Consider the following 24,527-nt stretch of genomic DNA (forward strand, 5'->3'; position numbering starts at 1 on the left):
TGCCGCCGAGCCGCGGCACAGTTGCCTGGATCTGCCTAGCCCTGTTTTCGGTGGCCGGTCGTCGCGGTCGCTGCGGCTGCTGCCTGCTGCGGGGCCTGTGCGTAGCGCTTGAACTCCATGGTGTAGGTGGCGCGGCCCTGAGTCATGGAGCGCAGATGCGTGGCATAGCCGAACATTTCCGATAGCGGCACCTCGGCCCTGATGGTCTTGCCGTCGCCTGCGATATCGTCCATGCCCTGCACGGCGCCGCGGCGCGAGGACAGATTGCCCATCACGGCGCCTGCATATTCCTCGGGCGTTTCCACCTCGACGGCCATGATGGGCTCCAGAATCACCGGGGCGGCTTTCTTGCAGGCTTCCTTGAAACCCAGGATGGCGGCCATGCGGAAGGCCTGCTCCGACGAGTCCACTTCGTGGTAGGAGCCGAAGGTCAGCCGCACCCGCACATCGACCACCGGGTAGCCGGCCAGAACGCCAGAGTTCATGGCTTCGCGCAGGCCTTTTTCCACGGCAGGAAGGAACTCGCGCGGAATCACGCCGCCCTTGATTTCATCGACGAATTCAAAGCCCTTGCCCGATTCCAGCGGCTCCACGCTCAGCACCACATGGCCGTACTGACCCTTGCCGCCGGACTGGCGCACGAACTTGCCGTCCACATCGCTGACTGTCTTGCGAATGGTTTCGCGGTAGGCCACCTGGGGCTTGCCCACATTGGCGGCCACATTGAATTCGCGTTTCATGCGGTCGACGATGATTTCCAGGTGCAACTCGCCCATGCCGGCAATGATGGTCTGGCCCGATTCCTCATCGGTGCTGACTTTGAAGGACGGGTCTTCGGCCGCGAGTCGCGCCAGTGCCTGGCCCATTTTTTCCTGGTCGGCCTTGCTCCTGGGTTCCACGGCCTGGGCGATCACGGGTTCGGGGAAGGAGATTTTTTCCAGCACGATGGGTGCCTGCGGATCACACAGCGTCTCGCCCGTGCTCACGTCCTTGAGACCCACGCAGGCTGCGATGTCGCCGGCGCGGATTTCGTCGATCTCCTGGCGTGCGTTGGCATGCATCTGCACGATGCGGCCTATGCGCTCCTTCTTACCGCGGGTCGGGTTGTAGACCAGATCGCCCTTGGCCAGCACGCCTGAGTAAACGCGTACAAAGGTCAACTGGCCCACGAAGGGGTCGGTCATGAGCTTGAAGGCCAGGGCGGCGAATCTCTCATCATCGCTGGCATAGCGTATCAGCGTGGTGCTGGCGCTGTCATCTTCGCTATGACCTTCGACGGCAGGAACATCGAGCGGCGAAGGCATGAGTTCGACAATCGCGTCGAGCAGGCGCTGAACGCCTCGGTTCTTGAAGGCCGAGCCGCAGAGCATGGGCTGAATTTCGGTGGCGATGGTGCGCAGGCGCAGGCCGGTGATGATGTCCTCGGCATCGAGGTCGCCGCTGTCCAGGTATTTCTCGGTCAGGGCTTCATTGGCCTCGGCAGCGGCCTCAACCATCTTCTGGCGCCATTCCTGTGCGCTGGCCAGAAGCGCTGCGGGGATCTCCTGGTACTCGAATTTCACCCCTTGCGACTCGTCGTCCCAGAAGATGGCTTTCATCTTGATGAGGTCGACCAGACCATGAAAATCGGCTTCGGCCCCGATGGGTATGACGATGGGAACCGGGTGGGCCTTGAGGCGGTCCACCATCATCTGGCGCACACGAAAGAAATCGGCGCCCACGCGGTCCATCTTGTTGACGAAGGCCAGACGCGGCACCTTGTACTTGTTGGCCTGGCGCCAGACGGTCTCCGACTGCGGCTGCACGCCGCCCACGGAGTCGTAGACCATGACCGCGCCGTCGAGCACGCGCATGGAACGCTCGACCTCGATGGTGAAGTCCACGTGTCCGGGGGTGTCGATGATGTTGATGCGGTGGGCCGGGAAGTTGTGCTCCATGCCCGACCAGAAGGCCGTGGTGGCTGCCGAGGTGATGGTGATGCCGCGTTCCTGCTCCTGCTCCATCCAGTCCATGGTCGCGGCGCCGTCGTGGACTTCGCCCAGCTTGTGGTTGACCCCGGTATAGAACAATATGCGCTCGGTGGTAGTGGTCTTGCCGGCATCGATATGCGCGGAGATGCCGATATTGCGATAGCGTTCTATGGGCGTGTGGCGAGCCATGATGACCTCCCTGAAACACAGTTCTGAAACTGAAGCGCCGGCACCATGGTTGCGGAGCCGGCAAGCAGAGGAAACGCATCGGAAATACTAGAGAGATGGCTACAAACTCACTGCCAGAGTGGGTATGACTGGCGGCATACAAACAGCGATGGCAAGACCGGGCCCTGGGCAAGGCGCAAGGCTTTCGGCCCGGCCGGCGCCTGGTTTTCTTTCGCATTCAAAGGCCTTGCGGCCAGAGGACTCCTGGACATGACAGAGCAGAGCATTCAGACAGCCGCCCACAAGATGGTCTACATCCTAGTGGTGGAGCAAAGCTTGCGTGCCGGCGAAGGCATGAGCGAGCAGGCGCTTGCCGCCGACCTGCAAAAGCATGGCATCGGCGAAGGCGAGCGCCAGTCCGCGCTGGACTGGGCCGTCGGCAGGGGCTGGCTGGAAAAAGCCGAAGGCGGCGAGGTGCGCCTGACCGAAGCCGGCTTCGACATGAATTTCACGCAGTAGCGGCAGGCGTCGGGCAGCGGCCGCCGCCCCGGCGTCTATTCCAGATACACGCCTTTTTCCTTTTTGCGAGCCCGCATGCCGGTGCGCAGAAACAGTTCGCTGCCGCCTTGCACGGCCAGGGGCTGGCCGGGCTTGCCGCCGTCCTGGGCCAGGTGGGCATCGGCGCGCGCATTCCAGTGCTCCAGCAGATCCTGCAGGGCAAGGCGCTCTGCTTCGGTCAACTGCGGATGCTGCTCCAGGAACTCCTGCAGATACTGGCGTGCATCCAGCTCCAGCTGCTCCCGCGTGGTTGCCAGCGAGATATAGCTGATGTCATCGTCGCGCCCGCTGGTATGCGTTCCCAGCAGATAGCAGCCGATATAGTCGCCCCGGGGCTGACCCACGGCCGGATCCTGGCTGAGTTTCTTGAACAGACTGAAGGGCCACATGCGTTGAATTCCTTGGGACTGACGCAAACAGGGCGGCTCGACGGGCATTTCCATCGACAGAAAACCATGCCCGATCCGAATTTGCGTAAGTCGTTTTCCTAACACCGGGCCGGGGCCCAAACAGGTATTGTCGCCCATGGCTGGACGCGATCAGCATGTGGATGTTGCGCACCGGACGCATGACAAGAGGCGATATGGGAGACATCACTTCGGCGGCAGAGCCCTCTGCCCGTCCCTGGCTCAGGCGCACACTGCATCTGGCGGCTGCGGCCACCGGGCTGGTTTTGTTGGCAGGGGCCGCGTTGGCGGTCTATGGTGTGCGGGCCCAGCCGCGCATGGATGGCAAGCTGGTCCTCGCCGGGCTTGAGCGCAGCGTGTGGGTCAGGCGCGACGAGTCCGATGTCACGCATATCAGCGCCGAATCGCCGCAGGATGCCTGGCGGGCCCTGGGCTTTGTCCATGCGCAGGAGCGCGGCTGGCAGCTGGAGTTCAACCGCCGCCTGATGCAGGGGCGGCTGTCGGAGATTCTGGGACCAGCCACGCTGGAGCTGGACAAGCTGATGCGTGCTCTCGATATCCATGGCGCGGCGCGTCGCCAGTATGCGGCGCTGCCGCCTGCCGTGCAGGAAGCCTTGCAGGCCTACAGCCAGGGTATAGCCGCCTTTTACGCCAGGTCCTCGCAGGCTGCAGCGCCGGAGTTCCTGCTGCTGGGCACCAGGGCCGGAGCAGGAGGGCCATCGACATGGGAGCCGGAAGACACCGTGGGCTGGGCGCTGATGATGGCGCTGGATCTGGGCGGCAACTGGGGCAACGAGTTCGCGCGGCTGAATCTGCTGCAGGTCCTGAGCACCGAGCAGCTGTGGCAGCTGATGCCGGCCTATCCGGGCGAGCCGCCCGCGACGGCGGTGGATCTGGCCGGCCTGTACCGCCAGCTCGGTGTCTACCGGGAGGCGGATGCCAAGCCCAAGGTCTCCGCGTCGGCCGGGCAGATTCAATCAGCCTTGCAGCAATGGGCGGCCTCCATGGTGAGGGATATGGGGACGAACGACGGACTGGGCAGCAACAACTGGGTGGTGGCCGGCAGCAAGACCCGAAGCGGCAAGCCCTTGCTGGCCAACGACCCGCATCTGGGGCTGAGCGCTCCGGCCATCTGGTACTTTGCGCGTCTTCAGGCGCCACAGGGCCGGGCCGGCGACGGCAGCGCCCTGAGCGCGCTGGATGTGACAGGGGCCACCTTGCCCGGCATGCCCTTCGTGGTGCTGGGCCGCACGGCGCAGGTGGCCTGGGGCTTTACCAACACCAACCCCGATGTGCAGGACCTGTATCTGGAGCAGATCAACCCGGCCGATGCCAGCCAGTACCGCACGCCCACGGGCTGGGAAGAATTTGCCGTGCGCGAGGAGGTCTTCAAGGTCAAGGGACAGAGCGATGTCAGGGTGACGCTGCGCAGCACGCGCCACGGCCCCGTGATCAGCGACGCGCAGCAGCAATACGGCAAGGTCATCAACACCGATCGCTATGCGCTGGCCCTGCGCTGGGCGGCGCTGGATACGGATAACCGCACGGTGGAGGCCGGCCTCAGGGCCAACGGGGCACAGACGGTGTCCGAGTTGTTCGAGGCATTTTCCATCTACCACTCGCCCATGCAGAGCATTGTGGCGGCCGATGTGCAGGGACATATAGGCTTCAAGGCCGCCGGCAGGGTGCCGGTGCGTGCGCCCGACAATGACTTGCGCGGCGTGGCGCCGGCGCCCGGCTGGGAGGCGCGCTATGACTGGCAGGGCTGGCTGGGCTACGAGCAGACGCCGCAGGACGATGGCGGCACGCGCGGCTTTGTGGCCACGGCCAACCAGCGCGTGACGGAAGCTGGCTATGCGCATTTTCTGACCCAGGACTGGAGCCTGCCCTACCGCCACCAGCGCATAGAGCAACTGCTGGCGGCCGGCAACCAGCATGATGTGGCCAGCATGGCGGCGATCCAGAACGATGTGCAGTCCCTGGCCACCCGGGCCTTGCTGCCCGTGCTGCGCAAGGCCCGATCGAGCCACGCGCTGGCAGCGCAGGCACAGCAACTGCTGGCGGACTTCGACGGGCAGATGGAGCGGGACAGGCCCGAGCCGCTGATCTTCTCGGTCTGGGTCGACGAGCTGACGCGCGCCCTGGTGATTGCGCGCATTGGCGAGCAGCGCTTTGCCATGAGCTACGGCAAACGGGACTTCCGCGCCGGGCTGGAGGGAATCCTCGCGCGCAATGACGCCTGGTGGTGCGCGCCCATGAGCTGCGAGCAACAGGCCGGACAGGCGCTGACCCGCACGCTGAGCAAGCTGCAGTCGGCCTACGGCAATGATCCGCGCCGATGGCGCTGGGGCGCTGCGCATCCGGCGCTCAGCGCGCACAAGCCGCTGGGCGCGGTGGCGGCACTGGCCGGTGTGTTCAATGTGAGCGTGGCCTCGGGCGGAGATACCTATAGCGTCAACGTCGGGCAGTACAACGCCAACCCGCCGCCCGCCGATGCCAAAGGCCCGCTGGGCGGGCGCTTTGTCAGCCGTCATGCGCCCTCGCTGCGCGCCATCTACGACCTCGGCGATCCGGAGTCCTCGCAGTTCATCTACCAGACCGGGCAGAGCGGGCTGGCGCTATCGGGCCGCTATGCCGACATGAGCCGGGAATGGGCCGAGGGCCGCTATCGCCCGCTGCGGATGCAGCCCGGGCGCTGGCGCCATGTGCTGGAGCTGCAGGCCCGGTGATCCAGAGTTTGCTATTGTTAAATGAGCTTGTAGCGCATGTATTCAATGGATTTAAGATTTAAATCAATCTGAAATCATTTGATGGTATGCGCCAGAAGCTCTTGTTTGGATAGCAGGCGGTCAGCGCAGAAAGTCCTCGATCAGCCTGGCCACGGCCTCGGGCTGGTCGTGGTGCAGCATATGGCCGGCGTCCTGCACATGGGCGATCTCGCATTGGGGAATATGGCGAATGCGCTCGTGGTACTGCTCCAGCGTGTAGCGGCCCTGATGCCATTGGCCCAGGCTGTCGTCCGAGGCTTCGACCGACAGGGTGGGGGCGCTGATGGAGGCCAGGCAGGCCAGGGCCTCGTCCACGCGATACAGATAGGGGTTGGAGAGCTTGTGCGCGGCGTCGCCCAGAATATGCCAGCGGCCTTGGGCATCGGAGGCCGACCAGTGATGAGCCAGCCACAGCGCCTTGTCGCGGGGCAGGCGGCGATTGGTTTTCTGCAGGCGGTTGGCAACGGCCTCCACGCTGTCATAGTCCGAGAGACCCATGCCGCCCGCGCGCTGCTCGCGCAGCTGATCCATCCATTGGGCCAGACGTCCGGGGGCCTGGTCGGGCGTGGTCGGTGCCATGCCAAAGCCTTCGAGATTGACAAAGCGGCGTATGCGAGCGGGCCGCGCGCCCGCATACATGCAGGAGATATTGCCGCCCATGCTGTGGCCGACCAGGTCGATGGGCTGATCGGGCGAAATCTGCTCCAGCAGCATGTCCAGGTCGGCCAGATAGTCGGTGAAGTAATAGCTGTCGCAGGGATCGGCGCTGCGGCTCAGGCCGAAGCCGCGCCAGTCGTGGGCAAGAATGCGGCGGCCCTGCACAAAGGCGTCGCTGAAGGCATCGACCACAAACTGGTAGGAGGCGGCCACATCCATCCAGCCATGGGCCAGCACCAGCACGGGCAGCCCGGCATCGACACCAGAAGCCGGCTCGGGCTCCCAGCTGCGCAGGTGGTAGTGCATATTGCGCACGGGCAGCATCTGTGACTGCCACTGGCGGCGCGGCTGATAGGGCGGGATATCGGTGAGCTGGCTGGTCTGCGCGGGGTTGTGCGTTGTCATATTGTCTCCGTTGTTTTGATTATTGCTGCGCTTGCAGCATGGCCCGTCGTGCGCGGGACAGCTGTGTCAGCAAAAACAAGCAGTCTGCCCTGATCTTGTACTGTCAGGCTCTAAACTTGGAAGCATGACTTTTGCTGCATCCACTTCCCGTCTTTCCATGAATCCCGTTGCTCTGGGGCAGAGCGATCTGCGCGTCAGCCCCATCTGTCTGGGCACCATGACCTTCGGCGAGCAGGTCGATGAGGCTGAAGCCTGGCGCATCATGGACCGAGCCGTGGAGCGCGGCGTGGATTTCTTCGACACGGCCGAGATGTATGCCGTGCCCGCTCGTCAGGCCACCTTTGGCGCGACGGAATCCATCATCGGCCGCTGGCTCAAGGCCCGCCCCGGCATGCGCGAGCGGATCACGCTGGCCAGCAAGGTGGCCGGCCCTTCGCGCGGCATGCCCTGGATCCGCGAAGGCTCGGGCCTGTCGGCGCAGGACATCGTGCGCTCCTGCGACGCCAGCCTTGAGCGCCTGCAGACCGAGGTGATCGACCTCTACCAGATTCACTGGCCCGAGCGTCATGTGCCGGCCTTTGGCACCATGTATTACGACCCGAAGAAGGAAAGCTCGCTCACGCCCATCCACGAGCAACTAGAGGCGCTGGCCGGTCTGGTCAGGCAGGGCAAGATCCGCCACATCGGCCTGTCCAACGAGACGCCTTATGGCGTGCACGAGTTCGTGCGCCTGGCCGAGCAGCACGGACTGCCGCGTGTGGCTACGATCCAGAACCCTTACTGCCTGATCAATCGCAGCTATGAGAACGGGCTGGACGAAACCTGTCACCGTCTCGAGGTGTCACTGCTGGCCTATTCGCCACTGGCTTTCGGCCTGCTGACGGGCAAGTTCGATCAGTTTGCGCCGACCGAGGCCGGTGCGCCCAAGCAGGCACGCATCGCCAGGTATGAATCCGTGCAGAAACAGCGCTGGGGTCGCCCCGATGCGCTGGCCGCCGCACGCCGCTACAACGCGCTGGCTCAGCAGTATGGCCTCACTCCCACGCAGCTGGCATTGGCCTTCTGCTACACCAAGTGGCAGGTGGCCAGCACCATCATCGGCGTGACTTCGGTGGCCCAGCTCGACGAGGATCTCGACGCCTGGGGCACGCAGCTGCCTGCCGAGCTGCTGGCCGAAATAGACCGCATCCGCTGGGAGATGCGCGATCCTGCTGTCTGATCGCTTTATTGAGGGAAAATGGTTGATGGCCCACATCGGGCATGCGCCACTAGCTATCAAAATTGAATCATGGCAAAAAAAGACAAAAACGCCCATGTGAGCGAGACTCCGGCCACGCAGATGCTCAAGGCCCACAAGGTGGAGTTCACCGAGCACCCCTATGACTATGTGGAGCATGGCGGCACCGAGGAGTCGGCGCGTCAGCTGGGGCTGGACGAGCATGCGGTCGTCAAGACCCTGGTGATGCAGGATCAGGATGCCAAGCCGCTGATCGTGCTCATGCATGGCGATTGCAAGGTATCGACCAAGAACCTGGCGCGCCAGATCGGGGCCAAGAGCGTGGAGCCCTGCAAGCCCGAGGTGGCCAACCGCCACAGCGGCTATCTGGTGGGCGGCACCTCGCCGTTTGGCACCAGGCGCGAAATGCCGGTCTATATCGAGGAAACCATACTCGCGCTGCCACGCATTGCCATCAACGGCGGGCGGCGCGGCTATCTGGTGCAACTGGCCCCTGAGGTTTGTACCCGTCTGCTCGATGCCCGGCCAGTGCACTGCGCGCTGGCAGAATAGGGGACTAGCCAGCCGGGGGCAGACGCCGGCCGGCAAAAACGTAAACAACAAGGACTTACGCAAACCAGGATGCACAACGGGCATGGCGGTCGACAAACCGCCATGACTGATCCGGATTGCGCAAGTCGTGACAACAATCGGTGCCGTCGACTTTGGTCGACGAGCCTAAGGGCCAGTCTCTGGCCGAGGAATTCCTTTGAACGCCCTCTATCCCGTTATCGCCGTCATCGCGGCCTATCTGATTGGTTCGCTGTCCTTTGCCGTCATCGTCAGCCGCGTCATGGGCCTGAACGACCCGCGCACCTATGGCAGCGGCAACCCCGGGGCCACCAATGTGCTGCGCTCGGGCAGCAAGGCGGCCGCGGCCGTCACGCTGCTGCTGGATGCACTCAAGGGTCTGGTGCCGGTGGTACTGGTCAAGGCCTTCGGCGAGCCGTTCGGCCTGGGTGACAGCACGGTGGCACTGGCCGGCCTGGCGGCCTTCCTGGGTCATCTGTATCCGGTGTTCTTCGGCTTCAAGGGTGGCAAGGGCGTGGCCACGGCGCTGGGCGTGCTGCTGGGCATCAGCGGCTGGCTGGGTCTGGCGACGGCGCTGACCTGGGTCATCGTGGCCGTGTTCTTCCGCTATTCCTCCCTGGCCGCGCTGGTGGCCTCGGTGTTCGCGCCCGTGTACTACGTGCTGTGCAGCGGCATCGTCTGGGATGCGGAAACGCCCATCACTGCCGCGATTGTGGTGATGGCGATCCTGCTGGTCTGGCGTCATCGCGAAAACATCCAGCGCCTGATTGCCGGCAAGGAGTCCAGGCTGGGGCAGAAAAAGACCGAGGGCTCCAAGCCTGCAGAGGGCGCGGCCCGCAAGAGCGGCAAGAGCAGGCATCGCTAGGACGCTCCCGGAGATAGTCCATGGAGGTCGCCAGACCTCGTATATAAAAGCACAAGAAGCTCTTAATTCAATAGCAAAAAGATATGGCTTCCAGCCCATCGCAGCGCGCCTACAGCGCTCCCTGTCCTGGTTGTGGCGCGCCGGTCCACTTCGCCAGTGCGCAATCGAGCTTTGCCGTCTGCGAGTTCTGCCGCAGCACCGTGCTGCGCGATGGCGAGACGCTCAAGCGCATTGGCTCCATGGCCGAGGTGTTCGAGGACTACAGCCCGCTGCAGCTGGGCGCTTCGGGCATGGTCAAGCGCAACGGCAAGCCCGAGCCCTTCACCGTCGTGGGCCGCGCGCAGTACAAAAGCGCGGCCGGCAGCTGGTCGGAATGGGTGGCTGCGCTCAGCAACGGCGAGCTGGCCTGGCTGAGCGAGGACAACGGCAGCTTTGTCTTTGCCGTGAACTGGCAGCCGCCGGGCTGGAATGTGACCGAATTCCAGCAGCGTGAATGGCGCATGGGCCGCGAGCTCAAGGCAGGCACGGAATCCTTCACCGTCACCAGCATTCAGGATGCGCAGCTGATGGCGGCTCAGGGCGAGCTGCCCCAGTTGCCTCAGCTGGGCAAGAGCTTCAAGCTGGTGGAGCTGCGTAGCGACAAGAACCAGATTCTCTCCATCGACTTCAGCGACAAGGCACCGGCCTTCAGCCTGGGGGCGGCCGTGGCGCTGGAGGCCTTGCAGATGCAGGGCCTGCGCAGCAGCGCCCAGAAGAAAACCCAGGGGCGCCACTTCAACTGTCCCAAGTGCGGTGCCGTGGTGCCCGTGCGCTTCGACACCACCAAGGCCCTGAGCTGCCCCAGCTGCGGCAGCCTGATCGACATGTCCAAGGGCATGGGGGCGGAGCTGAGCTATGCCGAGCAGCGCAGAAAGGTCAAGCCTCTGATTCCGCTGGGCAGCGAAGGCACGCTGGATGGCCTGAAATGGCAGATCGTGGGCTTTCAGAGGCGTAGCGGGCGCGGCCTGGGCGAGGATGAGGACGACAGCTTCACCTGGGACGAATACCTGCTCTACAACAAGAAGGCGGGCTTTTCGTTCATCGTCGATTCGGAAGACGGCTGGAGCACAGCGCGCGTCATCACGGGTGCTCCCAAGCTCAGCAAGAACGGCGCCACTGCGACCTATCTGCAGCGCAAATACCAGCGCGACTACGCCTACCTGGCGGAGACGGAGTATGCCGAGGGCGAGTTCTACTGGCCCGTCTTCAAGGGCGCCAAGTCCAGCAATGTGGATTTTGCCAATGGCGGCAAGCAGTCCACGCTGGCGCTGGAGACCGCCAATCAGGAAACCACCTGGACCCACGGACAGCGTGCGTCGGCAGAGACCATTGCCCAGGCCTTCAGCACCGGCAAGCTCAAGGACCGCTCCCAGGTCAGCCCGCTGTCGGGCAGCGGCTTCAGCTGGGGCACGATCCTGTTCTGGTTGTTCCTGCTGCTGTTCATACTGCCGTTCCTGCGCGCCTGCATGTCCAGCCCCAACTGCGATCCGCGCACCGACCCCAACTGCAGCTACAGCCGCTCCAGCAGCGGCTCCTATGGCGGCTATACCTCCGGCGGAAGCCACAAATAGCACCCCCATCTCATTCGAGGAGAGAGATCATGTTTGACTGGTTCAACCCCCAGAACTTCTTCGGCTCCATCATCTACGCCCTGGTGGGTGTGGTGGTGTTCTGGCTGTGCTTCATCATCATCGACAAGATCACGCCCGTGGACATGTGGGCCGAGATCGTGGAGAAGCACAACAAGGCGCTGGCCATGGTGGTGGCGGCCATGTGCCTGGGGATCAGCATCATCGTCGCTGCGGCTATTCACTAAACACCCCCTGAGGCGCCCGCGCCTTCCCCCTGACCGGGCGCCCCTCTCTCGCTACGCGGGAGGGGGACGACTGCATCGCTGCGCGGCGGCGCTTGCTGGCAGTCTCTCGTTTGCAGCGCGCCGGGTCTGAGCTTCAGAGTCCAATGGGAAGTGCTGATTCCCGAGGAGTGCAGGCCGATGGTGTGCTGAACTAGATAGAAAGTACCTTTGATGACTTCGATGGTGGCCGAGGAGCATAGCGCTGGCCAGGGGCCTCGGCCCATTGATGTGGCGCTGCTGGCCAGCGTGTTCGTGATTGCGGCCTGCGGTCTGCTCTATGAGCTGGCGGCAGGTGCGCTGGCATCCTATCTGCTCGGTGATTCGGTGCTGCAGTTCTCCACCATCATCGGCACCTATCTGTTTGCCATGGGCATAGGCTCGTGGCTGTCGCGCTATTTCGAAGATCAGCTGCCCGCGCATTTTCTGCGTGTGGAGCTGATGGTGGCGCTGGTCGGTGGTGCCTTGCCAGCCGTGCTGTTTCTGGCCAATGCCTATGCGCCGGGCGCGTTCCGTTTTCTGCTCTACGGCATGGTGATGGTGGTGGGCACGCTGGTGGGACTGGAGATTCCGCTGGTGATGCGCATCTTGAAGCGCAATGCATCGCTCAAGGATCTGGTCTCCAAGGTGCTGACCTTCGACTATCTGGGGGCCCTGGCCGTGTCGCTGGCATTCCCCATCGTGCTGGTGCCCAAGCTGGGCCTGGTGCGCACAGGTCTGCTGTTCGGCTTCATGAACGCGGCCATAGCGGTCTGGGCCCTGGTGCTGTTCAAGCATGAGCTGCGCAATCTGCGCGCCCATGCCTGGGCCTGCGCGCTGGTGCTGCTGGCCCTGGGCGGCGGCATCGCGGGCGCGGATCAGCTGACCCGGCTGGCCGACGACCATTTCTACCAGGATCGCATTGTGCTGAGCAGCAGCTCGCCCTACCAGCGCATCGTGGTGACACAGGGACGCCAGGGCGCGCGGCTGTACCTGAACGGCAATCTGCAGTTTGCCCAGAGCGACGAGTACCGCTATCACGAAGCGCTGGTCCACCCCGCCATGGCCGCGCACGGTGCACCGAAGAAGGTGGCGGTGCTGGGCGGCGGCGACGGCATGGCCGTGCGCGAGGTGCTCAAGTACCCCGGCGTGGAGTCCGTGGTGCTGGTGGAGCTGGACCCGGCCATGACCGATCTGTTCAAGAGCAACGCCATGATGACGGCGCTCAATGGCAATGCGCTCAATGACCAGCGCGTGAAGATCGTCAACACCGACGCCTTTCACTGGTTGCAGGAGACTGCGGATACCTTCGATGTGATCGTGGTGGATTTTCCCGATCCCACCAATTTCGCCATAGGCAAGCTGTTCACCAATAGTTTTTATTCGCTGCTGGACAAGCGTCTGGCAGCCAGCGGCTATGCCGTGATTCAGACCACCTCGCCGCTGATTGCGCGCCAGAGCTTCTGGACCGTGGTGCAGACCGTGGAGTCCGTGGGTCTGACGGCGAAGCCCTATCACGTGCATGTGCCCAGTTTTGGCGAATGGGGCTTTGTGCTGGCCAGCCACCGTCCCTGGCGCGAGCCCGAGGCCTTGCCCGCTGGCATGCGCTTTCTGACTCTGCCCACGCTGCGCCTGATGTTTGACTTCCCTCTCGATATGGCGCGCGTGCCGACCGAGGTGAACCGCCTGTCCAATCAGGTGCTGGTCAACACCTATGAGCGCGAGTGGGGCAAGGTGGAACATTGATGCCGGACCATCTGCATCGGCGTGACTGGCTCAAGCGGGCGGCTGCCGGCGCTTTCGGTGCTGCCGGCCTGGCCGGCTGCGGGCAGGAGTCGCCCAGGCTGGAAGATCTGCCTGGCGGCTTCAGCGGCGTGGCGCTGGAGCGCGGTCATGGCCTGCGCCCTTTCTGGCAGCGTCTGGCGCAGGGGCTGGAGCTGCCCGCACCTGCCGTGGTGCACCGGGCGCCGGTCGTGATTGTGGGCGGGGGCATGGCCGGGCTGGCAGCGGCGCGCGCGCTGGAACTGGCTGGTGTTCAGGGCGCAGCCTTGCTCGATACCCAGGCCGCCATGGGAGGCAACAGCCAGGGCGGGCAAGTCAAGGGCATTGCCTGCCCGCTGGGCGCACACTATCTGCCCGTGCCCGGCGACGATGCCCATGAGGTGCAGGACTGGCTGGAGGAGCTGGGCGTGCGCCAGCGCTTCGCTGGCCGCTGGCGCTATGACGAGCGCTATCTCTGCCATAGCCCGCAGGAGCGTCTGTACTGGCAGGGCGGCTGGCACGAAGGACTGTTGCCGGTGCAGGGCGTGAGCCAGCGCACGCTGGAGCAATATGCGCTGTTTGAAAAGCAGGTCGAGGCAGCGGCTCAGGCGGCGGCCTTTGCCATGCCTTCCATCCGTGTCTGGCAGCGCCAAGCGGGTCTGCCTGTCGCCCACGCCGAGCTGGATGCGCAGCGCTTCGACCAGTGGCTGGCCGCGCAGGGTCTGGATGACGAGCGCCTGCTCTGGTATCTGGACTACAGCTGCCGGGATGATTTCGGTGCCGGTCTGAGCCGTGTCTCGGCCTGGGCGGGGATTCATTATTTCGCCAGCCGCCATGGTTTCCACGCGCCGCGTCCGCAGGCCGAGCATGAGAGCGAAGCGGACGGCGAGCAGGTGCTGACCTGGCCACAGGGCAATGGCTGGCTGGCGCAGCAACTGGTGGCGGGACTGAAAGCCACGCAGCTGCAGACCGATTGCAGCGTGCTTGCGGTCACCGAGGACGCGGGCGGCGTGCAGATCGAGGTTTATCACCATGGCCGCCAGCAGCATGAACGCTGGCTGGCGCGCCATTGCGTGGTGGCGCTGCCCAGCTTTATTGCCGCAAGAGTGCTGCGCAATGCCCCCGATTTTCTGCGGACCGTAGCGGCTCGCCTGGACTGGGCCCCCTGGCTGGTGGCGAACATCCATATCGCCCGACCGCTGGCCGACTACCCCGGCGCCGAGCCCGCCTGGGACAATGTGCTGTACCGCGATGGCAATGCGGGCGGGCTGGGCTATGTGGATGCAGGCAATCAGCGACTGGACCGCATCCGCAGCCAGCCCACGGTGCTGAGCTACTACCAGGCACTGGGCGACTGGGCCGATGGGCGTCGGCAATTGATGCAGCAGCCGTTTGCCTTCTGGCGCGAGCGCATCGTGAACACGCTGAGCGAGCCGCACCCAGACTTGCTGCAGCATGCCACACGCATGGAAATCACCCGTTATGGCCATGCGATGGCGATTCCGCGTCCTGGTGATCAGCAGATATTGAGCGAAATAGCCGTCAAGTTCAGTGCCAGTAAGCGCAATCTGCTATTGAATGGGGAGCGAGTGCAGGGCCTGCCAACGCCTGCGACGGCGCGGCTGAGCTTTGCGCATTCGGACTGGGCCGGCTATTCGGTGCTGGAAGAGGCTTTCACGCGTGGCCACCATGCCGGCCTGATCGCTGCACAGGGCGTTTAGAAAGGGTCAGCGTCTGCTACCCGGCAGCTTGACCATGCGGTACAGCTCGGCATTGCCGCGTGCACTGTGAATGCCCAGCTGAGCCATGGAGCGCAGGTCCAGGTCCAGCGTCAGCGACGAGCGAGCCAGCGCGGAGGTGATGGCCGGCCTGCGACCGTCCAGATGCCAGATGGGCGGGTACATGCTGTGGCCGTCACGGTCGATCACGCTGGCAATCTCGGGCTCTTCCAGGCTTTTTCCGCGGCGCAGCACCACGGCCACTTCGCCATTGTCCAGCTGTACATAGGTGCCGGGTGGGTACAGGCCCACGACATCGATCAATGCCTGCTTGATCTCATCGGCGTATTGGCCGCCCTGCTGCAGCACTTGCAGAGACTCGGTGGCCGAGCGGCCGCTACGGGTCTTGCGCGGGCTGATCAGGGCCGCATAACGGTCTACCGTGCCCAGAATGCGTACCAGACGCTCCAGCGGCTGCAACTGTGCCAGCGGCGCGGGCTGCAGCACCACATGGTGGTATTGCACGGTGTCCAGCCAGAGTCGGTCACGTACCATGAGCCGCTCCAGCATCAGCCGGCCCTCTGTGGGGTGCTGCTTGACGGCTTCGGCCTGCTGACTGCTCAGCGGTGTACGTTGCTCGGCCAGCTGGTTCTGCAGCACGGTCATGCCGATGTTCATGGTCAGAGCGGCCCGGATCAGCATGTCGCGCTCGGATTGAGGCAGGTCAAGCTCCTTGGCAAGGATATGGCACAGGCCCGCGCAGACCACGGCGTGAGACGGGCTGTAGCCCACGGTTGTCGAGCTGGCACGCTGAAACATCAGGTACAGCGCGGCATCGCTGTCCTGCGTGATGAGGTCTTGCAGCCACAGATCAAGCTGGTGCAGCTTGATGGCAAAGCCTGGGATGCGCAGCGGCTCGGTCAGCAAAACCGCGAGTGCGGCCTCCAGATCCGACCATAGGCCCAGCAGGTCTTCATAGGGATCGTCGTAGCGTGCGTGCATGGGCGAGAGGCGGGTTCAGTTCTTTTCCAGAACCATCTCATTGCCCTTGCGGGTCATCTGAAACCGGGTCAGCAGACTGTTGCCCAGCAGCACATAGGGCATGGACTGGGGGGCAACGACGGCCTCTATGCCGTAGACCTCCATTTCGCCCAGTTTGACGCTGTCGAGCTTGATGCGCCAGCCTTGGGCAGTGCCGTTGGCCGTGCGCATCAGGACGGGGGCACCCTGCTCGTAGGGCAGGCCCATGCGATCGGCATCGGCGCGGCCTATGGCAATGGTGCTGGCGCCGGTGTCCACCATGTACTGCATGGTTTTTCCGTTGATATAGCCGCGATCGACAAAATGGCCGCGCGAGTCGGCGATCAGGACCAGCCGGCCCGAGCGCGCGGCGCCATCAATGCCGCCCCGGCTGCCCACGCTGACCGGAGCTGCTCCCAGGCGCACCGTCTGGCGCTGGCCCTTGATATCCACCACGGCGGAGTCGCCGCTGATCTGCAGCAGGCGCACCTCCTTGTGGCTTTCGTTGACGGCCAGCGCCTTGGGGGCGCTGCCATCGATGACCAGCAAGGCCTTGCTGCCCAGCACGCCGGTCAGGGCGACGGACTGTCCAAAGGCGCTGCTGGAGGCTACGGCGACTGAAAGCATGAGCCCCATGCGACGCAGGCGAGAGGCGCGGGGCAAGGAGCTGAGCTGGCCGCGTCGCCCTGTGGCAACGGCCTCGTCCCCCTCCCGCAAGGCGAGGGAAGGGGAAGCCGCGGAGCTACGCAGGGGGAGCTTCATTCAATCGCGGAAGTTGTTGAATGACAGAGGGTGGTCGGCCAGATCCTTGCGGATCAAGGCCATGGCCGCCTGCAGATCGTCACGCTTGGCTCCGGTGATGCGGACCTTCTCTTCTTGAATGGCAGCCTGCACCTTGAGCTTGCTTTCCTTCATCAGCTTCTGGATCTTCTTGGCCAGCTCGGACTCGATGCCATTCTTGACCTTGATGAGCTGCTTGACCTTGTCGCCGCCAATCTTCTGTGCCTTCTGGATGTCCAGGAAGCGCACGTCAACATTGCGCTTGGTCAGCTTGTTGCGCAGCAGGTCCTCGACTTGCTGCAGCTGGAACTCGGCATCCCCGTAAATGGTGATTTCCTTGTCCTTGAGTTCGACGGCGGCCGATGTGCCCTTGAAGTCGAAACGGGTGCCAATTTCCTTGGTGGCGTTGTCAACGGCGTTCTTCACTTCGACGAAATCGGCTTCGCAAACAGTGTCAAAAGAAGGCATGTGTAATTCCTATCAGTATCAGAGCGGTAAACAGCCACAGTGCGCCGGGCCGTGATGTACTGCTTGCCAGCAGCAGAGCAGGCGCAGTGCGACAATTGGATGGATGTTAGTCGAGAAAAATGTTCCCCTGCAGCATTGCAACACCTTTGGCATTGCCGCGCGCGCCGAAACGCTGGTGCGCATTCGTAGCCAGGACGATATCCGTCAGTTTCTCGCCGACCCGCTATGGGGACGGCAGCCTGTGTTCGTCCTTGGCGGTGGCAGCAATGTGGTGCTGACGGGCGATGTGGCCCCGGTGGTGCTCAAGATGGAAATCATGGGCATGCGGCTGCTGCGCGAAACCGACAAGCACTGGATTGTCGAGATCGGGGCGGGCGAGCGTTGGCATGACATGGTTGCATGGACGCTGGCCCAGGGCTATACAGGCCTAGAAAACATGGCCCTGATTCCAGGCACGGTAGGCGCGGCCCCGGTGCAGAACATCGGTGCTTACGGGCTGGAGCTGCAGGATCGCTTCGACTCCCTGGACGCGATCGATCTGGTCACCGGCGAGCAGTTCAGCCTCAATGCCGCGCAATGTGCCTTCGGCTACCGTGACTCGGTGTTCAAACATGCACCGGCTCAGCCCAAGTACTGGCCCGTGACAGGTTCGACGGCTGTCCCGCGCGGCCTGGGTCTCAAAGGACGAGCGGTGATCACCCGGGTGCGTCTGGCGCTGCCCAAGAGCTGGCAACCGGATCTGGGCTATCTCGATCTGCAGCGCAAGCAGGCGGAAAAAGGCATAGAGCAGCCGACTGCACAGCAGATCTTTGAATGGGTCTGCGAGATTCGTCGTGCCAAGCTGCCGGACCCCGAAGTCATCGGCAATGCGGGCAGCTTCTTCAAGAATCCCACGGTGACGACCGAGCAATGCGCGGACATCATCGCGCGCGAGCCCAAGATTGTTCACTATCCCATGGATGACGGCTCCATCAAGCTGGCGGCCGGCTGGTTGATCGATGCCTGCGGCTGGAAAGGCAAGACCATGGGCCGGGCGGGCGTCTACGACAAGCAGGCGCTGGTGCTGGTCAATCGCGGAGATCGCCACAGCCTCGACGCCAGCGTGACCGGCGGCGAGGTGATGACGCTTGCAGGGGCAATTCAGACCAGTGTCTACGAACGTTTTGGCATTCGCCTGGAGCCTGAGCCGGTGGTGATCTGACTTTGTCGGTGCCAACAAAAAATGGAGCCAGCAGGCTCCATTTTTGATGGTGAAATGCGCTTATTTCCAGAAGGCTGGGCGCAGCAAAATGCCCGAAATACGGTAAGGAGCCTTGGGCTCGACCGCCAGTTCCATGGGTACAAAGCCCTTGGTGCAGCTCAGCAGCACGCTGGTTGCCAGAGGTGTGGAGCTTTCCATGCGGCCAACCGTCTGGCAGCTGCCGACGCCAGTGCGCACGGAGTCCAGGGCTTTCTGCACGGTGTCGATGGGGGAGTTCTTGAGGAACTCCTCGTTGAAATTGTTGGCAGCCAGCTTGGACTTGCCGTCCATGGCTGCGACAACTGCCTGCAGGCGCTTGCGCAATGCGGCGTCTGCGGCAGCGGCATCCACATTGGCAGGGACTGCCTGAGCTGCGGGTGCTGCCTGCGGCGCAGCGGCCTTGGCGGCATCGGTCGCAGCAGCATCGGGCTGGGCCTGTGCTGCAGTCATGAAGCCGGCGGCAGCCAGCAGGGCGGTCAGACAAACAGCATTGCGTGTTTTGGTGGTAATCATCCGTTGAGCCTTTCGTCAAACAACGAGAGGCACTGTAAACCTTCTGCAAGCTTGATTTCGATAGACGGCAAACTGTTTTTTGTGAATAAATGGCAAAGACCTGATGCTGGCTGTGACGGTGGTGCGACTTTGTTGCAGCACGGACAAGCTGGGTTGTCAGGGTTACTGCTTGCCGATGAGGCTTGTGCACTGCCTAAAATCTGTTGCACTGCAATAGCTCAATTGACGACGGGGCCGACCCCCAGAACATAAAGGACTTGCGATGCAAGAAAACAAAGAGGGCAAAGAGGGTGATGTCCAGGTGGGGAGCCAGCGAATCATCAAGAAGTATCCCAATCGCCGCCTCTACGACACCAATACCTCTTCATACATCACTCTGGCCGAGGTCAAGCAACTGGTCATGGACAGCGAGCCGGTGGTCATCAGGGATGCCAAGACCAATGAAGACCTGACGCGCTCCATCCTGCTGCAGATCATTCTGGAAGAAGAAGCGGGCGGGGCTCCCATGTTCTCCGAGGCAATGCTGGCCAACATCATTCGCTTCTATGGTCATGCCATGCAGGGCTTCATGGGGAGCTACATCGAAAAGAACGTGCAGATGTTCACGGACTTCCAAAGCAAGCTTGCGGGCCAGTCCCAGGGCATGAACCCCGAGGCCTGGAAGCAGTTCATGAGCATGCAGCCTCAAGCCATGCAGGGTTTGATGGGCAGCTATATGGAGCAGTCCCAGAACATGTTCACGCAGATGCAGGAGCAGATGCAAAAGCAGACGGAGCAGATGCTGGGTGTGTTCGGCATCAAGCGCTGAACGAAAACTGCTTTTCCATAGCGGGCCAATGGCCCGCTTTTTTGTGTCTGTTGCTGGCGCCTGCCTGCGCTAGTCCTAATTGACGATGTTTGCGATCGTCGCCGGTCGAACAATGATTTCGTTGCTTCGCAATTGCGAGTGGGCAAGGAAGAAGAACGATAAGAGAAGTTCAATGACAGGTAGATGCATGGCGGATGCATCCAAGGAGACTAGGCATGAAGTTAGGAGAGGGACCCCGTTTGATGGCGGTCTTGGCTGCAGGCGTATTGTTTGTGGGGGGGGCTTGGGCCAAGGCGACGCCCGATGAACTGTCCAGGCTGGGCAAGTCGTTGACCTGCACGGGGGGCGAAAAAGCGGGTACAGCCAGCGGTGTGCCCGAGTTCACGGGCAAATGGCTGGGTACGCCGCCCGGCATTCAATACAACCCGCATGCTGGCCAGCACCCGGTGGACCCCTATGCCGGTGAAAAGCCGCTGCTCACCATCACGGCTGAGAATCTGGCGCAGTATGGCGAGCGCCTGAGCGAGGGTCAGAAGGCCATGTTTGCCAAATACCCCAAGACCTATCGTATTCCGGTCTATCAGGGCCACCGTGACTTTCGCTTCTCGGATGCCGTCTGCGCGGCGGCCAGAAAGAATGCCCAGGATGCCGTGATGAACGCAGACGGTCAGGGTACAACGGGTGCGGTCAAGGGGGCGCTGCCCTTCCCGTTCCCCAGAAATGGACTTGAGCTGGCCTTCAACAACCTGCTGCCTTCGCGTGCTTTCACCGAACACACGCTGCGTGACAACGCCAATGTGCTGGCCGATGGCACCATCGTCTGGGGTCGTGCCGACAATCGCGCCTTCAGTCAGGTCAACGACCCGGCCAACGCAGGACAGCCACTGAGCAGTCCCATGTCCCAGGGCATGAATGCAGTCAAGCTGCCCGAGCGTGAGAAGGGCGGCGTCAGCGTGGTGTCCGAGCCGGTTGAATTTGGCAAGGAAAAGCGCCTGGGCTGGAGCTATGACCCCGGCACACGTCGGGTGCGCCAGATTCCCGAATACGGTTTCGACCAGCCTCTATCGGGCACCGGCGGCAAGCTGACGATTGACTCCGATCGCCTGTTCAACGGCTCGCCCGAGCGCTACAACTGGAAGTCGCTGGGCAAGAGGGAAGTCTATGTGCCGGCCAATGCCTACAAGATTCACGGCAGCAACGTGAAGTATGCCGATCTGCTCAAACCCGGTCATGAAAACCCCGACTACATGCGCTATGAGCTGCGCCGTGTCTGGGTGCTGGAGGCTTCGCTCAAGGATGGCTACCGCCACATGTTCGGCAAGCGCGTGCTGTTCCTCGATGAAGATACCGGCCAGGCACTGATGAGCGATTACTACGATGCACGCGGCCAGTTGTGGCTGCAGGCGGTAGTCAATCATTACTATGCCTTCGACGCAAGGATCTGGCATGCGGGCACCAGCTTCTATCACGACCTGAACTCTGGCGGCTATGTGGCCTACAACCTGTTCCAGGAGCGACCCCAGGGTCCCGTCTTGAACAAGGGCAATATGACTGCAGCCATGTTTACGCCCGAAGCAGCGCGTAACGCAGGCAACTAAAAAATGAATCCGGCAAACAGCTTGTGGCGTACTTTGTGTGGCTGCGGGCTTTTGCCATTCAAGTCAGGAGGCGTTTGCGCCTCCTTTTTTATGTGGCAGTAGCAATGCCCTGCTCAGGGCTTGGAAAAACAAGAGGAGACGTAGATGACAAATCGTTTGCAGGGCAAGGTGGCGCTGGTCACTGGTGGTGCCAGCGGTGTGGGTCTGGAGGTGGTGAAGCTGTTTCTTGGTGAAGGCGCCAAGGTCGCATTCAGCGATATCAATGAAACGGTAGGGCAGCAACTGGCGGCTGAATTGGGCGAACGCTCCATGTTTGTCCGCCATGACGTGAGCAGCGAGGCGGACTGGGCGCTTGTGATGGCGGCGGTGCAGCAACGTCTTGGCAGGCTCGATGTGCTGGTCAACAATGCCGGCATCCTGCTGCCTGGTGATATGGAAACAGGGCGTCTGGAGGATTTCAGCCGCCTGCTCAAGATCAACACCGAGTCGGTCTTCATCGGTTGCCAGCAGGGCATTGCGGCGATGAAGCAGGCTGGCGGCTCCATCATCAATATGGCTTCGGTATCCAGCTGGCTGCCCATAGAGCAATACGCCGGCTATAGCGCCAGCAAGGCCGCCGTGTCGGCACTGACCCGCGCCGCTGCACTGAACTGTCGCAAGCAAGGCTATGCGATTCGTGTCAATTCCATTCATCCCGATGGCATCTATACGCCCATGATGCAGGCTTCGCTGCCAAAGGGCGTGAGCAAGGAAATGGTCTTGCATGACCCCAAGCTCAACCGTGCCGGCCGCGCTTATATGCCCGAGCGTATCGCGCAACTGGTGCTGTTCCTGGCCAGCGAAGAGTCCAGTGTCATGAGCGGCAGCGAGCTGCACGCCGATAACTCGATTCTGGGCATGGGGCTATAGATGAGAGCTTGAATCTGACCGTCCCCGAAAGGCCTTGAAGCGTTTCAAGGCCTTTGCCGTTTTGCTGAGTAGGATGATGCAGGCAATGGTCTTGAGCGGTAAAGATGCGGTCGTTCAAGTTCGGTTGGGTTTTGAGAGGATGTCTTCATGAAATTGGGTTACACAATCATCTACGTCCCGGATGTCTCGGCATCGCTGGAATTCTTTAGCCGGGCGTTCGGCATACAACAGCGTTTTCTGCATGAATCCGGAACCTATGGCGAGCTCGAGACGGGGCAGACCACGCTGGCATTTGCCGCCCATGAACTGGGCGCGTTGAATTTTCCTGGAGGCCATGTCGAAGCACACAGCTCTGCCAAGCCATTGGGATTTGAAATCGCGCTGGTCACGGAGGATGTCGAGCTGGCCCATCGGAGCGCGCTGAGCGCAGGCGCCATCGAGATGGCCGCTCCGACGGCCAAACCCTGGGGTCAGATGGTGTCTTATCTGCGTTGCCCCGACGGCACCGTGGTGGAGCTTTGTACGCCCATGGCTGCCTGAGCCAAAGAGATGCTTGCCCGCAAAGGCGCAAGGTCCGGCCTGGCTTTCCGCACTGTTTGCAATATCGCGCACATGCGACGCAAATTGCACCCCGGCCTAGTTTGACCGGGCAGATCTCTGCGTTGCTTGGCCTGGGAGAGCCTCGGGCAGCAATGCTGTCCCGAGACAAGAGAGACTTCGCGGGCGTAAGCGGCTCTGTGACGACAGGCAAGGACGAGTTCCATCGGCAGTCATTTCCCTACTGCAGCGGGTTAGTATGTTTTTGATAGCTGTCAACGCTTTATGGGCAAGGTGTTGCTTCTATATACTCCCATTTTTTCTTTGAACAGGGGAAGCAATGCTTGCGCGATGGTCTGGTGCTTTGGTTCTGTCGGCTTGGCTGTCAGTTTGGGGTTGTGCGCAGGCTCAGCCCAGCGAAATGGTCAATGCCGCGAAGACAGGCGATGTCGCGGCACAGTACGAGTTGGGAAAGGCCTATCTTTACGGCAAGGGCGTGGAAAAGAATGCCGACGATGCCTTGCGCTGGCTGCGTCTGGCCGCCGAGCACAATCATGCGCCATCCCAGTATCTGCTGGGTCTGGTCTATGTGCTGGGTGCCGAGGGTGTGAAAAAGGATCCTGAGGCAGGCCTGGCACACATTCATCAGGCTGCAAACGCCGGAAATCTCGATGCGCAGAACCTGCTGGGAACTATTTATCTAAAAGGCGAAGCAGTTGAAAAGGACGCCGCAACAGGCGTCGCATGGCTGGAGCGCGCCGCGCAACAGGGCTCTGCCGCGGCACAAAACAGCCTGGGCTTCGTCTATCGTAAAGGCGAGCTGCTTGCTCAGGATCTGCAGGCCTCGTTTCGCTGGTATCTGATGGCGGCGCAGCAAGCCGATGTGCTGGCGCAGTTCACGGTGGCCGAGATGTATTACCTTGGCGAAGGCGTGGAGAAGAATCGTGCCGAAGCCGCGAAATGGCTGACCCCGCTGGCAGACAAAGGCGTGCAGAAAGCCCAATTGCTGCTGGGAAAGATTTGCTTCGAAGGCCAGGGCGTGGACCCCGACTACAAGCGGGCCGTGCTGCTGCTGCACGCTGTTGCCATCCGCGGCTCGGGCGAGGCTTACTATGAACTGGGCCGCCTGTTCGAACAGGGAGAGGGCGAGTATCGCAATGAAAAGGAAGCGATTGCCTATTACACCCAGGCATTGAAGTACCAGCATGCAGCGGCGGCGCAGCGGCTTGAGCAACTCTCCGCTTCGTCGCCCAAGTCCGCGGAGTTTGCGCAGTCCATGGAATACATGGAGAACCTGAACTCGGCTCTCAAGGGCAATGTTCTGGCCCAGTACAACGTCGGTGTCTTTCAATATCTGGGCAAGGGCTTTGCGCAACCCAACTACACCGAGGCCGCCAAGTGGTTCACCATGGCAGCCAATCAAGGCTATGCCAAGGCCCAGTACAACCTGGGCACTCTGTACGAGAACGGCGAGGGTGTGGGCAAGAGCCTGGCTCAGGCGCTGAAGTGGTATCGGCTTGCCGCCGAGCAGCAGGATGCCCCGGCCCAGTACGCGCTGGGAACTTTGTACCGGGACGGTCTGGGTGTGAAGAAGAATGCCAAGCAGGCTCGTGAGTGGTTGCAGCGCGCCGCAGAGCAAGGCCATGCTCCGGCAAAAAAGGCTTTGGCAGAGCTCTGAGCTGACAAGCGGGGGCCGTTTT

General features: G+C 62.3%; 22 protein-coding genes. 15 read left to right on the forward strand and 7 right to left on the reverse strand.

Annotation, left to right across the window (positions count from 1 at the left end; genetic code table 11):
* Positions 1-35: 35 nt before the first annotated feature.
* Positions 36-2,159, reverse strand: a complete 2,124-nt coding sequence (fusA, locus tag CTR2_RS09495) for an elongation factor G (RefSeq protein ID WP_087084276.1) — start codon at positions 2,157-2,159, stop codon at positions 36-38.
* A gap of 249 nt (positions 2,160-2,408) precedes the next feature.
* Here fusA and CTR2_RS09500 point away from each other — a divergent pair, with 249 nt between their 5' ends.
* Entirely contained in the window at positions 2,409-2,657 is a 249-nt protein-coding gene (locus tag CTR2_RS09500; RefSeq protein WP_087084275.1) for a hypothetical protein, read from the forward strand.
* A 35-nt stretch (positions 2,658-2,692) separates the two neighbouring features.
* On the opposite strand, the gene CTR2_RS09505 is transcribed toward CTR2_RS09500, so the two are convergent.
* Positions 2,693-3,085: a hypothetical protein gene (locus tag CTR2_RS09505; RefSeq protein WP_039048469.1), complete on the reverse strand. Its 393-nt coding sequence runs from the start codon at positions 3,083-3,085 to the stop codon at positions 2,693-2,695.
* A gap of 194 nt (positions 3,086-3,279) precedes the next feature.
* Here CTR2_RS09505 and CTR2_RS09510 point away from each other — a divergent pair, with 194 nt between their 5' ends.
* Positions 3,280-5,832: a penicillin acylase family protein gene (locus CTR2_RS09510; RefSeq protein ID WP_254913401.1), complete on the forward strand. Its 2,553-nt coding sequence runs from the start codon at positions 3,280-3,282 to the stop codon at positions 5,830-5,832.
* Between the two features lie 120 nt (positions 5,833-5,952).
* Here CTR2_RS09510 and CTR2_RS09515 read toward each other — a convergent pair whose 3' ends face one another.
* The gene (locus tag CTR2_RS09515) at positions 5,953-6,933 is read right to left on the reverse strand and encodes an alpha/beta fold hydrolase (protein ID WP_087084273.1); all 981 of its coding nucleotides are present in this window, start codon (positions 6,931-6,933) and stop codon (positions 5,953-5,955) included.
* A 157-nt stretch (positions 6,934-7,090) separates the two neighbouring features.
* Between CTR2_RS09515 and CTR2_RS09520 the strand changes: the two genes are divergently transcribed.
* The 7 genes from CTR2_RS09520 (at position 7,091) to CTR2_RS09550 (ending at position 14,957) form a co-directional block, all read left to right on the forward strand.
* Positions 7,091-8,152 (forward strand): aldo/keto reductase, encoded by a 1,062-nt coding sequence (locus tag CTR2_RS09520; protein WP_087084272.1) that lies wholly within the window; start codon positions 7,091-7,093, stop codon positions 8,150-8,152.
* Between the two features lie 69 nt (positions 8,153-8,221).
* Positions 8,222-8,722: a Cys-tRNA(Pro) deacylase gene (gene ybaK, locus CTR2_RS09525; RefSeq protein WP_087084271.1), complete on the forward strand. Its 501-nt coding sequence runs from the start codon at positions 8,222-8,224 to the stop codon at positions 8,720-8,722.
* Between the two features lie 196 nt (positions 8,723-8,918).
* Positions 8,919-9,605, forward strand: a complete 687-nt coding sequence (plsY, locus tag CTR2_RS09530; RefSeq protein WP_087084270.1) for a glycerol-3-phosphate 1-O-acyltransferase PlsY — start codon at positions 8,919-8,921, stop codon at positions 9,603-9,605.
* 83 nt (positions 9,606-9,688) lie between these two features.
* Positions 9,689-11,215, forward strand: a complete 1,527-nt coding sequence (locus CTR2_RS09535) for a DUF4178 domain-containing protein (RefSeq protein WP_087084269.1) — start codon at positions 9,689-9,691, stop codon at positions 11,213-11,215.
* 29 nt (positions 11,216-11,244) lie between these two features.
* Positions 11,245-11,460 (forward strand): DUF350 domain-containing protein, encoded by a 216-nt coding sequence (locus CTR2_RS09540; protein WP_003056416.1) that lies wholly within the window; start codon positions 11,245-11,247, stop codon positions 11,458-11,460.
* A gap of 210 nt (positions 11,461-11,670) precedes the next feature.
* Positions 11,671-13,221: a polyamine aminopropyltransferase gene (locus CTR2_RS09545; protein WP_087084268.1), complete on the forward strand. Its 1,551-nt coding sequence runs from the start codon at positions 11,671-11,673 to the stop codon at positions 13,219-13,221.
* Positions 13,221-14,957: an NAD(P)-binding protein gene (locus CTR2_RS09550; RefSeq protein WP_087084267.1), complete on the forward strand. Its 1,737-nt coding sequence runs from the start codon at positions 13,221-13,223 to the stop codon at positions 14,955-14,957. Before CTR2_RS09545 ends, CTR2_RS09550 begins: the two co-directional genes overlap by 1 nt.
* A 6-nt stretch (positions 14,958-14,963) precedes the next feature.
* Here CTR2_RS09550 and CTR2_RS09555 read toward each other — a convergent pair whose 3' ends face one another.
* The 3 genes from CTR2_RS09555 to CTR2_RS09565 all read right to left on the reverse strand — a co-directional run bounded on the left by CTR2_RS09555 (position 14,964) and on the right by CTR2_RS09565 (position 17,222).
* Positions 14,964-15,956 (reverse strand): HD-GYP domain-containing protein, encoded by a 993-nt coding sequence (locus CTR2_RS09555; protein ID WP_087084266.1) that lies wholly within the window; start codon positions 15,954-15,956, stop codon positions 14,964-14,966.
* Between the two features lie 15 nt (positions 15,957-15,971).
* A complete protein-coding gene (locus CTR2_RS09560) occupies positions 15,972-16,601 on the reverse strand; it encodes a retropepsin-like aspartic protease family protein (protein WP_238707665.1) in 630 nt (209 codons plus the stop codon).
* A gap of 135 nt (positions 16,602-16,736) precedes the next feature.
* Positions 16,737-17,222 carry a YajQ family cyclic di-GMP-binding protein gene (locus tag CTR2_RS09565; protein WP_003063225.1) on the reverse strand — a complete coding sequence of 162 codons (486 nt, stop codon included), beginning with the start codon at positions 17,220-17,222 and terminating at the stop codon, positions 16,737-16,739.
* Positions 17,223-17,325: 103 nt separating this feature from the next.
* On the opposite strand from CTR2_RS09565, the gene murB reads away from it, so the two are divergent.
* Complete coding sequence (gene murB, locus CTR2_RS09570) at positions 17,326-18,423, forward strand: UDP-N-acetylmuramate dehydrogenase (RefSeq protein ID WP_087084264.1); 1,098 nt, start codon at positions 17,326-17,328, stop codon at positions 18,421-18,423.
* Positions 18,424-18,483: 60 nt separating this feature from the next.
* On the opposite strand, the gene CTR2_RS09575 is transcribed toward murB, so the two are convergent.
* On the reverse strand, positions 18,484-18,975 hold the full coding sequence (locus CTR2_RS09575; RefSeq protein WP_003063220.1) for a hypothetical protein: 492 nt from the start codon (positions 18,973-18,975) through the stop codon (positions 18,484-18,486).
* Between the two features lie 262 nt (positions 18,976-19,237).
* Between CTR2_RS09575 and phaR the strand changes: the two genes are divergently transcribed.
* The 5 genes from phaR (at position 19,238) to CTR2_RS09600 (ending at position 24,505) form a co-directional block, all read left to right on the forward strand.
* Entirely contained in the window at positions 19,238-19,783 is a 546-nt protein-coding gene (phaR, locus tag CTR2_RS09580; protein ID WP_052263658.1) for a polyhydroxyalkanoate synthesis repressor PhaR, read from the forward strand.
* 215 nt (positions 19,784-19,998) lie between these two features.
* Positions 19,999-21,381 (forward strand): DUF1329 domain-containing protein, encoded by a 1,383-nt coding sequence (locus tag CTR2_RS09585; protein ID WP_087084263.1) that lies wholly within the window; start codon positions 19,999-20,001, stop codon positions 21,379-21,381.
* A gap of 144 nt (positions 21,382-21,525) precedes the next feature.
* Complete coding sequence (locus CTR2_RS09590) at positions 21,526-22,290, forward strand: SDR family oxidoreductase (RefSeq protein ID WP_087084262.1); 765 nt, start codon at positions 21,526-21,528, stop codon at positions 22,288-22,290.
* 147 nt (positions 22,291-22,437) lie between these two features.
* Positions 22,438-22,830 carry a VOC family protein gene (locus CTR2_RS09595; protein ID WP_087084261.1) on the forward strand — a complete coding sequence of 131 codons (393 nt, stop codon included), beginning with the start codon at positions 22,438-22,440 and terminating at the stop codon, positions 22,828-22,830.
* Between the two features lie 418 nt (positions 22,831-23,248).
* Positions 23,249-24,505 carry a tetratricopeptide repeat protein gene (locus tag CTR2_RS09600; protein WP_254913400.1) on the forward strand — a complete coding sequence of 419 codons (1,257 nt, stop codon included), beginning with the start codon at positions 23,249-23,251 and terminating at the stop codon, positions 24,503-24,505.
* Positions 24,506-24,527 lie beyond the last annotated feature (22 nt).

The sequence above is a fragment of the Comamonas thiooxydans genome (assembly GCF_002157685.2).
Taxonomy (GTDB): Bacteria; Pseudomonadota; Gammaproteobacteria; order Burkholderiales; family Burkholderiaceae_C; genus Comamonas; species Comamonas testosteroni_H.

Coding starts and splice junctions, on each gene's coding strand:
- CTR2_RS09540 (WP_003056416.1), top strand. CDS start 11,245: ATGTTTGACTGGTTCAACCCCCAGAACTTCTTCGGCTCCATCATCTAC.
- CTR2_RS09575 (WP_003063220.1), bottom strand. CDS start 18,975: ATGATTACCACCAAAACACGCAATGCTGTTTGTCTGACCGCCCTGCTG.
- CTR2_RS09500 (WP_087084275.1), top strand. CDS start 2,409: ATGACAGAGCAGAGCATTCAGACAGCCGCCCACAAGATGGTCTACATC.
- CTR2_RS09505 (WP_039048469.1), bottom strand. CDS start 3,085: ATGTGGCCCTTCAGTCTGTTCAAGAAACTCAGCCAGGATCCGGCCGTG.
- CTR2_RS09535 (WP_087084269.1), top strand. CDS start 9,689: ATGGCTTCCAGCCCATCGCAGCGCGCCTACAGCGCTCCCTGTCCTGGT.
- CTR2_RS09555 (WP_087084266.1), bottom strand. CDS start 15,956: ATGCACGCACGCTACGACGATCCCTATGAAGACCTGCTGGGCCTATGG.
- ybaK (WP_087084271.1), top strand. CDS start 8,222: ATGGCAAAAAAAGACAAAAACGCCCATGTGAGCGAGACTCCGGCCACG.
- CTR2_RS09520 (WP_087084272.1), top strand. CDS start 7,091: ATGAATCCCGTTGCTCTGGGGCAGAGCGATCTGCGCGTCAGCCCCATC.
- CTR2_RS09510 (WP_254913401.1), top strand. CDS start 3,280: ATGGGAGACATCACTTCGGCGGCAGAGCCCTCTGCCCGTCCCTGGCTC.
- CTR2_RS09590 (WP_087084262.1), top strand. CDS start 21,526: ATGACAAATCGTTTGCAGGGCAAGGTGGCGCTGGTCACTGGTGGTGCC.
- CTR2_RS09565 (WP_003063225.1), bottom strand. CDS start 17,222: ATGCCTTCTTTTGACACTGTTTGCGAAGCCGATTTCGTCGAAGTGAAG.
- phaR (WP_052263658.1), top strand. CDS start 19,238: ATGCAAGAAAACAAAGAGGGCAAAGAGGGTGATGTCCAGGTGGGGAGC.
- CTR2_RS09600 (WP_254913400.1), top strand. CDS start 23,249: ATGGTCAATGCCGCGAAGACAGGCGATGTCGCGGCACAGTACGAGTTG.
- CTR2_RS09550 (WP_087084267.1), top strand. CDS start 13,221: ATGCCGGACCATCTGCATCGGCGTGACTGGCTCAAGCGGGCGGCTGCC.
- murB (WP_087084264.1), top strand. CDS start 17,326: ATGTTAGTCGAGAAAAATGTTCCCCTGCAGCATTGCAACACCTTTGGC.
- CTR2_RS09585 (WP_087084263.1), top strand. CDS start 19,999: ATGAAGTTAGGAGAGGGACCCCGTTTGATGGCGGTCTTGGCTGCAGGC.
- CTR2_RS09545 (WP_087084268.1), top strand. CDS start 11,671: ATGACTTCGATGGTGGCCGAGGAGCATAGCGCTGGCCAGGGGCCTCGG.
- CTR2_RS09515 (WP_087084273.1), bottom strand. CDS start 6,933: ATGACAACGCACAACCCCGCGCAGACCAGCCAGCTCACCGATATCCCG.
- CTR2_RS09595 (WP_087084261.1), top strand. CDS start 22,438: ATGAAATTGGGTTACACAATCATCTACGTCCCGGATGTCTCGGCATCG.
- fusA (WP_087084276.1), bottom strand. CDS start 2,159: ATGGCTCGCCACACGCCCATAGAACGCTATCGCAATATCGGCATCTCC.
- CTR2_RS09560 (WP_238707665.1), bottom strand. CDS start 16,601: ATGCTTTCAGTCGCCGTAGCCTCCAGCAGCGCCTTTGGACAGTCCGTC.